This is a genomic window from Streptomyces sp. N35 (assembly GCF_016464295.1).
Taxonomy (GTDB): domain Bacteria; phylum Actinomycetota; class Actinomycetes; order Streptomycetales; family Streptomycetaceae; genus Streptomyces.
Map to the genome: position 1 here is coordinate 19963 of NZ_JAEIMH010000065.1, position 13608 is coordinate 33570.

12 protein-coding genes and 1 pseudogene are annotated in these 13608 nt (G+C 69.9%); 10 read left to right on the forward strand and 3 right to left on the reverse strand.

All coding sequences use genetic code 11. The annotated features are described in order from the left end of the window. Positions 1–152 precede the first annotated feature (152 nt). Positions 153–1010, forward strand: a complete 858-nt coding sequence (locus tag JAO81_RS29705; protein WP_307813832.1) for an expansin EXLX1 family cellulose-binding protein — start codon at positions 153–155, stop codon at positions 1008–1010. A gap of 127 nt (positions 1011–1137) precedes the next feature. Continuing rightward, positions 1138–1548: a hypothetical protein gene (locus tag JAO81_RS29710; protein ID WP_199551049.1), complete on the forward strand. Its 411-nt coding sequence runs from the start codon at positions 1138–1140 to the stop codon at positions 1546–1548. Positions 1549–1597: 49 nt separating this feature from the next. Here the strand turns inward: JAO81_RS29710 and JAO81_RS29715 are convergent, their stop codons facing one another. Continuing rightward, entirely contained in the window at positions 1598–2110 is a 513-nt protein-coding gene (locus JAO81_RS29715) for a MarR family winged helix-turn-helix transcriptional regulator (RefSeq protein WP_199551050.1), read from the reverse strand. A 133-nt stretch (positions 2111–2243) separates the two neighbouring features. On the opposite strand from JAO81_RS29715, the gene JAO81_RS29720 reads away from it, so the two are divergent. The 4 genes from JAO81_RS29720 to JAO81_RS29735 all read left to right on the forward strand — a co-directional run bounded on the left by JAO81_RS29720 (position 2244) and on the right by JAO81_RS29735 (position 6882). After that, the gene (locus JAO81_RS29720) at positions 2244–2672 is read left to right on the forward strand and encodes a hypothetical protein (protein WP_199551051.1); all 429 of its coding nucleotides are present in this window, start codon (positions 2244–2246) and stop codon (positions 2670–2672) included. A 91-nt stretch (positions 2673–2763) separates the two neighbouring features. Beyond that, a complete protein-coding gene (locus JAO81_RS29725; RefSeq protein ID WP_374194366.1) occupies positions 2764–4026 on the forward strand; it encodes an amidohydrolase in 1263 nt (420 codons plus the stop codon). Positions 4027–4102: 76 nt separating this feature from the next. Beyond that, on the forward strand, positions 4103–6103 hold the full coding sequence (locus JAO81_RS29730; protein ID WP_199551053.1) for a sel1 repeat family protein: 2001 nt from the start codon (positions 4103–4105) through the stop codon (positions 6101–6103). 179 nt (positions 6104–6282) lie between these two features. Next, on the forward strand, positions 6283–6882 hold the full coding sequence (locus JAO81_RS29735) for a hypothetical protein (protein WP_199551054.1): 600 nt from the start codon (positions 6283–6285) through the stop codon (positions 6880–6882). Positions 6883–6949: 67 nt separating this feature from the next. Here JAO81_RS29735 and JAO81_RS42880 read toward each other — a convergent pair whose 3' ends face one another. Next, positions 6950–7522: a hypothetical protein gene (locus JAO81_RS42880; RefSeq protein WP_307813834.1), complete on the reverse strand. Its 573-nt coding sequence runs from the start codon at positions 7520–7522 to the stop codon at positions 6950–6952. Between the two features lie 45 nt (positions 7523–7567). After that, positions 7568–9034 carry a glycoside hydrolase family 16 protein gene (locus JAO81_RS29745; RefSeq protein WP_199551055.1) on the reverse strand — a complete coding sequence of 489 codons (1467 nt, stop codon included), beginning with the start codon at positions 9032–9034 and terminating at the stop codon, positions 7568–7570. Between the two features lie 473 nt (positions 9035–9507). Between JAO81_RS29745 and JAO81_RS29750 the strand changes: the two genes are divergently transcribed. From JAO81_RS29750 to JAO81_RS42890, 4 genes and pseudogenes are all read left to right on the forward strand, one after another. Beyond that, positions 9508–10005 (forward strand): transglycosylase SLT domain-containing protein, encoded by a 498-nt coding sequence (locus tag JAO81_RS29750; RefSeq protein WP_199551082.1) that lies wholly within the window; start codon positions 9508–9510, stop codon positions 10003–10005. Between the two features lie 67 nt (positions 10006–10072). Then, a complete protein-coding gene (locus tag JAO81_RS29755) occupies positions 10073–11203 on the forward strand; it encodes an LCP family protein (protein WP_199551056.1) in 1131 nt (376 codons plus the stop codon). Between the two features lie 333 nt (positions 11204–11536). Further along, positions 11537–11581 (forward strand): annotated as a pseudogene (locus JAO81_RS44090) (hypothetical protein); the annotation flags it as partial. A gap of 323 nt (positions 11582–11904) precedes the next feature. Further along, on the forward strand, positions 11905–13452 hold the full coding sequence (locus tag JAO81_RS42890; protein WP_374194363.1) for a DUF4259 domain-containing protein: 1548 nt from the start codon (positions 11905–11907) through the stop codon (positions 13450–13452). The last annotated feature ends 156 nt before the right edge of the window (positions 13453–13608 follow it).

The window sequence follows — 13608 nt, forward strand, 5'->3', positions numbered from 1 at the left end:
GCCGGCACGGGCGTCTCACCCACCTCAAGGACTCGTCAGTGATACCTCGTTCGTCTCGCCCCTCGTCTCGCCCCTCGTCTCGCCGACGGCGCGCTCCGCGGACGCGACGTGCGTCCCACATAGGGCGCTCGGCGCTCCTCGGGATAGCCTCCGTGACCGTGCTCGCCGCACTCGTCATGACCTTCCATCCCACGCCCACCGGCTCATCAGGCGAGGCGGCAGGCGACACGCCGACGAACACGACGACCTCCTCTGCTGCCGCACCCACGAGTTGGAGCCCGCCCGATCCGTCGGCGACCGCGAGCAAGAAGACCCCGAAGGCGTCGACGAGTCCACAACCGAAGCGCTCTTCTCCCGCCGCCCGCCCCACGGCCGCACCGGTCGCCGGTGCGGCACTCGCGGGACGGATCAGGCCCGGCACCGCATACAGCGGGACCGCCACCTTCTACGACGCCGCGGACGGCAACGGCGCCTGCTCCTTCGGCCCCACCTCCGACGTGATGACCGCGGCCATGAACAGCACCGACTACGAGACCGCCAAGGCGTGCGGCGCCCATCTGCGCGTACGGAACTCGCGTGGCGCCACCATCACCGTGCGCGTCACCAACGAATGTCCGACGTGCGTCAAGGGCCAACTCGACCTCAGCGCCCAGGCCTTCGCCAAGCTCGCCACCCCGTCGCAGGGACAGATCCCGATCACTTGGCACCTGCTGAGTCCCGCCACCGCCGAGCCCATGTCGATCCGGTACAAGACGGGATCCAGCCGGTACTGGTGTGAGATCCAGGCGCTGGGCCACCGCAATCCGGTGAGCCGGCTCGAAGTGCGCACCGGCGGCGGTTGGCAAGCGCTGCCCCGTACGGCATACAACTACTTCACCTCCGAGAACGGCAGCGGCTGCGGCGGCGCGATCAGGCTCACCGACATCTACGGAGAACGGCTGGAGTTCAGCGGAATCGGCATCCGGCCGGAGGTGCGGCAGCCGGCCGGGGCACAGTTCGCCGCCCACTGAGGTTCATCCGCGTGGCGTTCGCCCAGCCCAGATGTGCGATTGCCCGACCCTGCACCTTTGCCCCGTGCAACGATGACGCCATGACCGGTCGCCGTGCCGACGGAGCCACCCACCCGAGGGCGGCGGAATGAAACAGATCCCCGCGTTGTGGTTCGTTCTGTACGTCTCCTGCGCACTGTGCAAAGCGCAGATCGTACGGCTTGAGCTCGCGCGGCCCGGAGCACATCCAGCCAGCTGGTTCTCCTGGCCGGACGGGGCGCGGCGCGCGTACCTCAGGCTGCGCGACACCACGGTCTGGTGGCTGATCATCGACGGCAACGGTTGTTCCAACGGGCTCGGGCAGAACATCGCCGAACCTCAGGCCCTGCGCTACCGGTCGGCCTTCCGCTACCCCCGCACCTACAGCCGGGTGCACAGCGTCGGACTGCCGGGAGACGCCGGCTTCTGCTCCCACTGCGATGTCGCGTACTGCGACAAGCACTGGCTGCCTCCGAGATCGGGAGCCCCCGAGAAGTGCCCTCGTGGCCACGCCCGTTGACACCGCGTCCAGGGCTTCGCGGGCTCTGCCCTCCGGCGCAATGCGCTTCTCAGGCCTCGGCCCATCCCAAAGGATGCAGGACCGGGGTTCCGGACGGGCCCGGGGGTTCGCCGCCCGCCTCGTTGAACGCGTCCAGCGCCGCCACCAGGTCCGCGCGCCGGGAGGCAGGTATCCGCTCCACGATGGCGGCGATCTCACGGCGGCGTAGTGCGGTGACCTGCTCGACGATGTGCTGTCCCTTGTCGGTGAGGCGGAGCAGGGTCTCCCGGCGATTGCCCGGATTGATCCGGCGATCGGCGAATCCTGTCGCGATCAGCCGGTCGACCATCCGCATCACTGTGGACGGTGCCACCTTCAGCAGCTCGGCGAGATCGACGAGCTTGCTCTCGCCGCGCGTCGACAGCACGACGAGCATCCGGCATTGCGGCAGCGTCACCTGCTCCTCGACCACGGCGAGCGAACGGGCGGAGATGGCGACCAGCAACCGCGAGGCCGTGATCACGGCACGGGTCACCGCGTCGACGTCGTCGAACTTCCCGGCGACACCCGCGTATTCGGCCATGCAACCTTTGTACCGCTCCAGACGCGTCCCTCACCTCGGATCCGCCGTTGCCGGCCTTCTCCTTCCGTGACGGGAAGCCGCCCCGCTGTCAGCGGAAGCGGATACTCCCCTGCCGCACGGCAACTCGGCCGGTATGACTCTGGCGACAAGGTTCCCCGACAGCCCGGCCGAGTGGGCGATCATCCTCGCGGCTCTGGCCTTCTACTTCCTCGTGCGCTGGTTCCTCTCCTGGCGGCAGGCCAGGGCCGAGGGGCGGGAACGGCCCGCTCGGACCGCCCTCGACGAGGTGGGCGACGACGACTCGGAAGCAGGTCCGGTCATGCGGGCCATGGGCTATGACTCCTACCGGCAGATCATCGGTCTCGTCGTCTGCGCCGCGGTGATCGCCGTGCTCACCGCGATGACGCAGGGGACGCTGCGCGTCGTGCTGCTCGCGGTCGTCTGCCCGTTCCTCGTCGCCGGCATGGCCTACATCGACTTCCGCAAAGCCCGCCAGGTGCGTGCTGAGCGGCAAGGCGACAAGGAGCCCTCCGGGCGCGGTCACGCATCGCGACAGCATTGACCCGGACCCAGATCCCCGCGACGGACCTCTGCGGGGAGTGCAGTAGGCGCTTGCCGAAGTTACGGTGTCCGCATTCGGCGGATTACGGAGGCTGGGCGTGGCGGCAGAAGCGGTGGTTGCGGGCCTGAGCGGTATCCGGGAGGTTCTGGCCGGGCTCTACCGGGACCTTCATCAGCATCCGGAGTTGTCGCTGCAGGAGACACGGTCGGCCGCTGTCCTTGCGCGCATGTTGCGCGACAACGGGTTCGACGAAGTCACCGAGCAGGTCGGGACGACCGGAGTGGTCGGTGTGCTGCGCAACGGCGACGGCCCGGTGGTGATGCTGCGTGCCGACTTCGACGCCCTGCCGGTGGAGGAGAAGACGGGACTGCCCTATGCGAGCACGGCCCGCGGTGTGGATCAGGACGGCCGCGACGTACCGGTGATGCATGCCTGCGGGCACGACATGCATGCCGCCTGCCTGGTCGGTGCCGCCATGCTCCTGGCGTCCGCCCGCCAGGAGTGGAGCGGAACGCTGCTCGTGGTGTTCCAGCCGGCGGAGGAACTGGGGTGCGGCGCACACGGCATGGTGGAGGACGGGCTCTTCGAGCGCTTCCCCAGGCCGGACATCGTGCTCGGCCAGCACGTGGCGCCGCTGCCTGCCGGGGTCATCGGTTACGGCACCGGCCCGGTGATGGCGGCGGCGGACTCGTTGAACGTCACCGTGCACGGTCGCGGCGGCCACGGTTCCCGCCCCGAAGCGGCGGTCGACCCGGTGCTGATGGCCGCGCATATCGTCACGCGCCTTCAGGGCATCGTCGCCCGGGAGGTCCCGCCGGCCGAGACCGCCGTGGTCACCGTCGGCCGGCTGCAGGCCGGCACCAAGGACAACATCATCCCCGACCAGGCCGAGCTGGGCCTGAACATCCGCACGTACACCCCGCAGGTCCGTGACCTGGTGCGGGCCGCCATCGAGCGGATCGTACGGGCGGAGTGCCAGGCCGGCGCCGCGGTGAAGGACCCCGACCTGACGTGGTTCGGCAGTCTCCCGAGCCTGGTCAGCGAGCCCGAGAGCACGGAGCGGACGGTGGCCGCCTTCATCGAGCACTTCGGGCAGGAGCGGGTGCACCGGATGCCGGCGGTCAATGCCAGCGAGGACGTCGGGGTGTTCGGTGAGGTGCTCGGCGTGCCGACCGTGTTCTGGTTCTGGGGCGGCCTCGAACAGGAAACCGCCGTCAAGGCGTTCCTGGAGGGGGACATCGACCGGCTGCCCGCCAACCACTCGCCGCATTTCGCTCCGTTGATCGAACCGACGCTCAGCACCGGTGTCGAAGCGCTGGTGGTGGCCTCGCTGCTCTGGCTGCAGCGGCCCTGAGCCGCGCGTCCGGCCCTTCCCTGGCGGACGCGACCCCTTGTCCGTCCCGGCCGCGCCCGCCTGACACGATCGCGGTATGACACACGGGCAAACGCATGAGCAAATACGGGACGAGGAAGCCGAGTTGGCGGCCGCCGCCGAGGCCGGACAGGACGGTGCGTACCGCGCCTACGCCACCTTCCTCGGCAAGAACGGCCGGATGGACCAGGCCCTTCCCTGGTGGGCCTCAGCAGCCGCGGCCGAGGACGCGGATGCGGCGCGCACCCTCGCGATCTGCCACAAGGACCGGTGGGAGTTCGACGAAGCCGAGCGCTGGTACCGCAGCGCCGCCGACCACGACGGCGGCTGCGCCTTCGGGCTCGCCACGCTCCTGAAGGAGGCCGGCGACCTGGACGGAGCACAGGAGTGGTACGCGCGGGGAGCCGCTCTCGGCAACGTCCAGTGCCTCACCAACGGCGCCCTGCTCAAAGCCGCCCGCCATGGTTCGTTCGCCGAAGCCCAGAGGCAGCTGGACGAGGCGGCCGAACTCGGGGACCACAAGGCGGCATCGGCCCGTCAGGTGATCGAGAACATCGTCGACGACCTGGAGCTGTGGGAGGACAGGCTCGCGCGGGCGGAGGCGGATGGGGACGCCGAGGCCGCGTTCGAGGCGCTGAGTCCGCTGCGGGACCCGGAGTACGCGGGCATGTTCACGTACTACCCGAGCACGATCCGCGCGGCGGAGGCGCTCTGCGCGCGAGCTGCGGCGGTCGGCTCGCACAAGGCCCTGATCGAGCAGGCCGTCCTGGTGGCCCGGGACAGCGACCGGTTCGAGGAGGCCCGCGCGCTGGCCGTACGCGCGCATGAGCTCGGCTACTCCGGTGCGGCCTACGTTCTCGGTGTGTGGGCGTTCGAGCGCGGTGACCAGCGGGTGGCCGAGCAGTGGTTCGAGACGGCGGCCGCGGCGCCCGATGGTCACGACTACGCCCGCTTCTACCTCGGTCTGATCGGCATCATGCAGCGGCGGCTCGACGAGGCCGAGCGATGGCTGCGTCTCCCCGGCGACACCGAGGGCGAGGACGATCCGTACGACGGCCTGCCCAAGATGTTCATCGACCAGCTCGAGGAGATCGCGGCGATCCGCGCCGACCCGGCCCGGCTGCCCGACCCCGAACTCACCGCGCGCCTGCCCGATTTGCGTGCGGCCGCGGAGTCCGGCGGCCCCGAGGAGTGCTTCGCGTACGCCGATGCGCTCGAGCGCCTCTACCGGCTGCCCGACGCGGCCGACTGGTACCGCAGAGCCGGCACTCCGCGCGCGCTGCTCGACCTCGGCCGCATGCTGCAGTCCTGCCAGGCCGACGAGACCCTGCTCGTGCCGTACTTCGAACCCGCCGCCGAGGCCGGGGACGCGGGGGCGGCGTACAGCATCGCCGTGATCCACACCGACGCGAAGAACGAGCGGGCCGCCGGCGTCTGGAAGCTCAAGGCCGCGGAGCTCGGGCACGCGCGGGCCGCCTGGGGCGTCGGCCGGACCTCCGAAGAGCGGGGCGGGGACCCGCAGTTCGCGGAGCGCTGGTATGTGCGCGCCGCCGAGAGCGGTCTGGCGCGGCCCGCGTTCCTGGCCGGTCGCAGCATGGTGCGCTGGGGACGGTACGCCGCATCCGAGCGGTGGCTCCGGATGGCGTGGGAGAACGACATCCCCGAGGCGGCGTACCACCTCGGCAGGGCGCTGCGCCGGCTCGGGCGGAGCACGGAGGCCGAGCAGTGGCTGCGCCGCGCCGTGGCACGCTCCGGCGACTTCGACCGACCGCGCGGGCCGCTCGAACGGCGTGTCGATCCACGTCCCGAGCTGGCCGAGCTCCTCGTCGAGGCGGAGCGCGACGAGGAGGCAGCGCCACTCGTCGCGGACATCCTCGCCGAGTACCCGGGCCATGCCACCGGCCACCGCCTCGCCGGCCAACTGGCCCGCCGCCGCGGCGACCTGACCACGGCCGAGCACCACTTCGCGCAGATCGAGGAGCGGAACTCCGACCCTGGTACGCGGATGAGCCTGCGGGAGATCCGCGAGCTGCTGGCTCAGGTCACGCACGAGCACTGAGCGGTGGGCGGCCGAGCAGTGGCTGCGCCGCGCCGTGGAACTGGCCCAGCACCCCAGACCGCGACCGCGACCGCGACCGGTGGCGAATACCGCGAAGGCGTGACCCGTATGCTTCGCGCTCATCGACTGACGGGGGCCGACCGCCGGCTCGCATCGGGCCGGAAGGTGGGGGCACCAGCGTGGGTGGAGCAAGGCAGGGGGAGTTCGGCACCGGTGTCCTCGGCCGACGGCAGGAGCGGGAACGGCTGGAGCGGCTGGAGGCGATGCATGCAGCGCCGGCATACGCCGTGGCTCTTCTCCTTGCCTTCATCGGCGCCTTCGTCTACGGCAGGCTGCTCGGCGCCTTGGGCGAGGTGGAGGGCGAGGCCTTCGAGGTCCGTGAAGTCTCGTACGGGGCAGTCCCGTTCGGCGCCCTGGTCGGCCTGGTCATCGGGAGGTGGCGGGCCGGTCCCGCCCTGTGGCTCTGGGGTGCGCTGCTCGCCGCAGCCGCGGTCTTCGCGGGTGAACTGTACGGCCACGCCTTGCTCCTGGCGGAACGCGCGGCGGACGCAGGCCCGCCGCGCGAGGGCGCACTGCCTGCCGAGGGTCCAGAGGTGCACGAAGCGACGTTCCCCGGGTACTGGCTGTTCGACCACCTCGACGGCACCCTCCGGCAGTGGCTCGCACGGACGGGCCCGGAGACCTACGTGTTCGGCGCGCTGACGGCCGTCACCACGGCACTCACCGCGGCGAGGACCAGCCGACGGCGACGGCTCGAATCCGACGATCCGGCCGCCTAGTTCCTGGCTCGGCGCAAGACAGGCGTGCGCCAGGGCAGTCCTCATCCGGCAGTCCGCCGATCCTTGGTCAGCCGCTGGGCGCGATACGCAGGACCGCGGCGGTGGCCTTCGTCTTGAGGACCTCCAGGGTCATGGCCTTGTTGATGGTCGCGACGGTCCCCCGGTCGCACTTCAGCCGCACACCGCCACCGCCGTGCGAGGACGTGCCGCCGCCCCCTGAGCACCCGGAGATGCTGTACCCCGATCCTGTCAACGGCGCGCTGAGCTCCACTGATTCGCCGGTGATCGCCTCCACGGTCATCGGACCGAGTCCGTAGGTCTCGGGGACGGCCAAGATATCTCCCACCGCGACCTCGACCTCGCATGTTCCGTCCGCGCAGGGACCGGTCGGTGACGGCTCGGGCTTGGCCGGAGGGCTTGGCGGAGCGGTGGACGGCGAGGTCTCGGACCGGGATCGTCCGGAGGCGCCCTTCCCGTCCGAGGAATCCCAGGAACATGCCTGGGCTCCGGCGAGCAGGGCCACAACAGCCAACGCGGCAACAGCAGACAACTTCGTACGCACCATGGTCACCCCGGAATCCTGCTCCGGACCGGCCAAGTCCATGCCGCCGGCGGGTTCGCCTCCGTGCGGTGCGGTCACCGCGGGACAGGGACCGGCTCGTCCCGCGGTGACCGCGTCGTGCGCTCAGCCGATCGGGACGGTCACCCGTGACTGGTTGCCGATGCCCACTGTGCTGGGGCCGTTGCCGATCGCGTTCCATACCTCGACGCGCACCCTGCCGTTCGTCATGGTGCCGTGCGAACCGGTCGAGGACTTGAGACCGCGGGCCTGTGTGTAGTGCTCGTAGCCGGGCACGGGATCGGTGGCGAAGTACTGATACGTCTCCGTGCGCTCCCAACTTCCGTCGCCCGTACGGTCGTAACTCACCCGTACCTGTTGGCCGTTGGCGACCGTGCTGCCGGCGTCCACGAAGAGATCGAACTGTGTCGAGCCGCCAGTGTACGTGCCGTTGACTCCGGCGGCCGTGAAGACCTGCGGGTTGTACGGCGTACCGTCGCGGTTCACCCCGCCCGCGGACGGGAGCGCCACCGTGGCGGCGGACGACTGGGCGGCACCCAGCGCGCCACCGGTCCGCAGGTGCAGTGCGGTCGGATCACCGGGGTCGGGGTCGGGGTCCGTACCGCCGCCGCGCGTCCACACCGCCACGTAGTCCACCAGCATCGGGCGGCCGGAGACGGTCTCCGGGACCGGGGTGCCGTGGCCCGCGACGCCGTTGGGGAAGGCACCGCCCATCGCCACGTTGAGCAGGATGAAGTAGCCGGCGTGGCTGGTCATGTTGTCCCACGCCTCGGCCCCGACCCTGTTCTCGTCGACGCTGAGGTACTGCTGTCCGTCGACGTACCAGCGCAGCACGTTGGGGCTCACGCTGCGGTCCCATTCGAAGCGGTACGTATGGAACGCGGACTGGCAACTCGCGCCCGGGCAGGCCCTGCTGGCGCCGATGCCCTGGGTCTCATTGCAGGGGCCGCCCGGATTCACGCCGCAGTGCAGCACGCCCCAGACGGAGTTGATCCCGTTGACGTTCTCCATGATGTCGAACTCGCCGATGGCCGGCCAGTTCCAGTAGTTGCCCCGGTACGGCGCCCCGAGCGCCCAGAACGCCGGCCAGTAGCCGAGGGCCGGGGTGCCGGTGACGTTCGGCATCTGAATGCGGCCCTCGATGGCGAGCGTGCCGCCCGCGGGCGCCTTGAAGTCTGCTCGGCGGGTCTCGATACGGCCCGAGGTCCAGTTGCCGGCGCCGTCCCTGAGCGGGGTGATGCGCAGATTGCCGCCGCCGTCGAGGCTGAGGTTGGAGGGGTTCGCGGTGTAGTTCTGGATCTCCCCGGTGCCCCAGTTCGCAGGCCCGCCGGGGTAGTTGTGGCCGGTGTCGATCTGCCAGTTCGTGGACGAGGGCAGGGCGTTGTTCGGCCCGGTGAAGTCGTCGCTCCACTGCAGTGTCCAGCCGGGCGCGGGCGGCGGTACATCACCGCGCGCGTCGGCCGGCATCAGCACGGTGAGGAGTCCGACCGCCGCGCAGGCCGCGATCAGCGCGGCCCTCCATCTGCTCGAGGCCCCGGTGCGGGCAGCGGACGTCGTACGGCTCGTTCTCATGGCGCCTCCGTGAGGGCGTGAACCGGTGGGGGGTGAGAGCGCTCCCACAGTTCTTGTATTCACGGAAAGCGGCGGCGTCTATGGCATGACTCGGCCAACTTTTGAAGGCAGGCCGAGGATCACGGGACAGGTGTGACGCGGGCGTGCGTCACACCTGTGGTTCACGAAGGCGCGGCAGTCAGGGGCACGGGCGGGCGCGCCGAGCGGCAACCGGAGCCGCTGGGAGTGTGAGCCCACGCATATGACCCAGCGCACATGCTAAGGGCGCTAGTAGTGCGGCCGGTGCGCCGTGGAGCCGTGTGAGGGCTTCGGACACAGGGCCGTGGGGGTCGTCTGCTGACCGAGGTAGTACGTCACGTCTTTGCGTCGGCCGTCGGGGCGGGGCTACGACTGGCTGACGTTCCCGGACGGCCGGGAGCAACCGGGCGGATTCGCCCGGGACCATGACGTACCGCATTGGAGTGCACACCCCTATGGTCGCCACGCAGACCCGAACCCGGATCGCGCGACTGCGCAAGATCACCTTCACCGGCATAGCCACCGCTGGCACCGCGGCCGCCGCTCTCACCCTGGCCCCCTCCCCCGCCCAGGCCGCCGAGCCCACGGGGAGCGCTCCGGCGGCGCAGCGCGCGGCGGACGACAAGACCTACCCCGAGAACCTCGACGGCTGGATCCGCGAGTCCCTCGACATCATGAAGGCCGAGGGCATCCCCGGCAGCTACGAGGGCCTGCACCGCAACATCATCCGCGAGTCCGGCGGCGACCCCAACGCCCAGAACAACTGGGACATCAACGCCCAGAACGGCACCCCGTCCAAGGGGCTGCTCCAGGTCATCCAGCCCACGTTCGACACCTACCACGTCGAGGGCACCCCCGAGGACCTCACCGACCCGGTCGCCAACATCACCGCCGCCGCCAACTATGCCGCGGACCGCTACGGCTCCATCGACAACGTCGACTCCGCGTACTGAGAAACGCGGTAGCCGCAGTCGACTCCGCGTACCGAGAAACCCGGCAGACAAAGAGGGGCAGCAGCGCATGCCGCACGAGAACGAACACCCCGCGCAGCCGGCCGGCGCCCCACCGGCCCCCGGTTACGGACCCCCGCGCCTCGGCCGCTCCCGCCACAAGGCCCGCAAGATGGGTCTGCGGTACGTGGCCTGGGGCGCCCTGGGTCTCCTGCTCGCCACCGGCGGCGGCGTCGCCTACGCCTGGCAGCACCTCGACGGCAACATCAAGTCCACCGACCTGAACGCCGCGCTGGGGCAGGACCGGCCCGACGCGCAGCGCGGCGGTGCGCAGAACATCCTGCTGCTCGGGTCCGACTCCCGGGCAGGTACCCACGGCAAGTACGGCACGGGAGTCAGCGGGGCACGGGCCGACACCGCGATGGTCCTGCACGTCGACAAGAGCCACCGGAAGGCGTCCGTCGTGAGCATTCCGCGCGACACGATGGTCGAGCGCCCCGCCTGCACGGAGCCCGGCGGCGAAGAGGTACCGGGCGCACAGCAGGCGATGTTCAACTCGTCCTACGCGGTGGGCGGACCGGCGTGCACCGTCAAGACCGTCGAGAAGATGTCGGGCCTGCGTATGGACCACTACCTCGAAGTCGACTTCAAGGGGTTCCAGAAGCTCATCGACGAGCTCGGCGGCGTGGACATCACGACCCGCAAGGCCATCGACGACCCCAACAGCGGTCTCTCGCTCACCGCCGGCAAGCACCGCCTCGACGGCGAGCAGGCACTCGCGCTCGTACGCACCCGGCATGGTGTGGGCGACGGCAGCGACCTGGGGCGCATCCAGCTCCAGCAGGCGTTCATCAAGGCCCTGATCCACCGTGCGCACACCGTCGACCCGCTCGGCAGCCCGGCCAAGTCCTATGCGCTCGCCGACACCGCCACCAAGAGCATCAGCGCGGACTCCGACCTGGCCTCGGCGGACAAGCTGCTCGGTCTGGCCAAGGATCTCGAGGACATCAGCCCCGAGCGCACCCGGATGGTCACCCTGCCCGTCACCTACGACGCGCAGGACGCCGGACGCGTACTGCCGCTCGACAAGGCCTCGCACCAGGTGTGGACGGCCTTGCGCCAGGACCGGCCCGTTCCGAATTCCGCGACCTCGGCGTCCGTGGGCGACAAGGCCGATACGCCGGTGACGGCGGGCAGTTGAGGACGCCGCGCGCCACCGACGCGTTGGCGTGCCTGGCTTTGTACGCGAGTAACGGTTCTGGCTCGCTTTCCTTGATGCGCGCACGCTGAGTGACGCCTGACGCTCCGATCAGGCTCCGGGAAGTTGCCTGAAAATGACCAGGGCCAATCTTGGTGTGGTCGACAGTGCGGCGTCGTGGAAGAGACATCGCCCCGTCTGGAGGGCCTATTGTTCCCGTCCATCGCGGACGTGTCGGTGCTCTCGCTGGACGTAAGCCACGAGGCGATACGCATCGATGTCTGCAGTACGGCGGACGGGGCGGCGTGCCCGGACTGTGGGAGCGAGTCGACCCGGGTGCACAGCTCTTACCTGCGGTTTCCTGCGGACGTGCCGAGTGGGGGACGTCTGGTGGTCCTGCAACTGCGAGGCCGGCGGTTCTTCTGTCCGGAGCCTTCGTGTGCTCGGCGGACGTTCGCTGAGCAGATGGCGGGACTGACCCGGCGGCACAGCAGGTGGACGAAGCGGTTGCGGTCGACTCTCGCCGCGGTGGGTCTCGCCCTCGCCGGCCGGGCCGGCGCCCGGATGGCCCGGGCGTTCGGGGTGTCCATCAGCCGCAGCGCGGTGTTGCGGCTGCTCGATGCATTGCCTGAACCCGCTGTCCCGGCCCCGCGAGTGGTGGGGTTGATGAGTACGCCACACGCAAAGGACGGGTCTACGGCACGGTGCTCGTCGACGTCGAGACCCGCCGACCGGTGGATCTGCTGCCCGACCGAGAGGCATCCAGCCTGGCCGCATGGCTGGCGAAGCGACCCGGGATCGAGATCGTCTGCCGGGACCGCGCGCCGTTCTTCGCGGAAGGCGCCACAGCCGGGGCACCACAGGCGACGCAGGTCGCCGACCGCTGGCATTTGTGGCACAACCTCGGGGAGGCCGCCGAGCGGGCTGTCGCCCGCCACCGCCAGTGCCTTCGCGTCCTGGTCCCTGATCGCGAGGCGAAGGCCGACGAACCGGCGCCTCCCGAGGAGAAGGCGAACTCACCATGGCGGTGCGAGCGATCCGCCAACCGCGTCCGAGCCCGGCACGCCACGGTCCACGCGCTGCTGGAAGCCGGCCATAGCCGCCGTTCCATCGGGCGTCAGCTCCAGATGACCCACCGCACCGTCAAGAGCCTCGCCGACGCTGAGAAGCCGGAGGACCTCTTTCGCGGCCAGTGGCAGCACAACAGGACCTCCGTCCTCGATGAGTACAAGCCCTACCTGGACGAACGCTGGGACGAGGGCTGCACCAACGCCTGGAAGCTCTGGGAGGAGATCGTTCCCTTGGGCTATCGAGGCAGCTATGGCCGGGTCAGCGCCTACCTGCGAGGGAAGCGCACCTCGCCACGGCCGGTCACCGCGCAACCGCCGGCACCCCGCGTGGTGACGAGATGGATCCTCAGCCGACCCGAGACGCTTACCGAGATCGAACAGCTCCGGCTCAAGGCCGTCCTTGCCAACTGCCCTGAACTCGACGCCCTGACCGGTCACGTCCGGTCCTTCGCCCAAATGCTCACCGAGCGGCAGGGGGAACGACTCCCGCAGTGGCTCGACGCCGTCCGCCAGGACGACCTTCCCAGCCTCAACGCTCTCGTGGCCGGCATCGATCGAGACCGCGACGCCGTCATCGCCTGCCCCTGCCCTGGAACTCCGACGTCGTCGAAGGACACGTCAACCGGATCAAGATGCTCAAGCGCCAGATGCTCGGTCGCGCCGGCTTCGCACTGCTCCGCAAGCGGGTCCTCCTCGCCCCGTGACCGATGTCAGTGGCTCCTGGAACCATGTCTTCGTCCGAGACAGCCATATCAGGAGCCATGCATGGGAACGTGGGGAACCGGCCCGTTCGACAGCGACATCGCCGCAGACTTCGTCGATGGACTTGAGGGGCTCACCCACCAGCAGGTCATTGACGTGCTGGGGCGGGCATTCCAGCGAGTCACCGACTCGGGAGAACGCGTCGATGGCGGAGACGGGGCCGAAGTCATTGCCGCTGGCGCCCTCGTCGCCAGCACCCTCCCGGACAGCCCCATCGTGATTGACCCGGACGACGGCCCCAGGGAACCGCTGCCCACACTGCCAGCCTCCCTTCGCGCATCGGCGAGACTCGCACTGCATCGGGTTCTCCAGGAGGGATCAGAAATGGCAACCGGCTGGGTGGACAGCGCCGAGGCCGACCAGTGGCGCCAGGAAGTGCGACAGATCCTCCAAGCACTCCAGACACCCACTGATCACTAGTCGTGACCGTTACACGGAAGTCGTGCCAGAACCCCGCTGATCACCAACTGCTGTTGAAACCGATCGACAAACGCTGTCGCTGAACGTGAACGAAGCCAGCGTGCCCGTAGTTGGGATGCCCGTAGTCGGCGTTCCCGTCCTTGGGGTGCCCCAAGG

Excerpts from the sequence above, each read along its gene's own strand:
- JAO81_RS29750 (WP_199551082.1), top strand. The coding sequence starts at position 9,508 with ATGGTCGCCACGCAGACCCGAACCCGGATCGCGCGACTGCGCAAGATC.
- JAO81_RS29745 (WP_199551055.1), bottom strand. The coding sequence starts at position 9,034 with ATGAGAACGAGCCGTACGACGTCCGCTGCCCGCACCGGGGCCTCGAGC.
- JAO81_RS29730 (WP_199551053.1), top strand. The coding sequence starts at position 4,103 with ATGACACACGGGCAAACGCATGAGCAAATACGGGACGAGGAAGCCGAG.
- JAO81_RS29720 (WP_199551051.1), top strand. The coding sequence starts at position 2,244 with ATGACTCTGGCGACAAGGTTCCCCGACAGCCCGGCCGAGTGGGCGATC.
- JAO81_RS29755 (WP_199551056.1), top strand. The coding sequence starts at position 10,073 with ATGCCGCACGAGAACGAACACCCCGCGCAGCCGGCCGGCGCCCCACCG.
- JAO81_RS29710 (WP_199551049.1), top strand. The coding sequence starts at position 1,138 with ATGAAACAGATCCCCGCGTTGTGGTTCGTTCTGTACGTCTCCTGCGCA.
- JAO81_RS29715 (WP_199551050.1), bottom strand. The coding sequence starts at position 2,110 with ATGGCCGAATACGCGGGTGTCGCCGGGAAGTTCGACGACGTCGACGCG.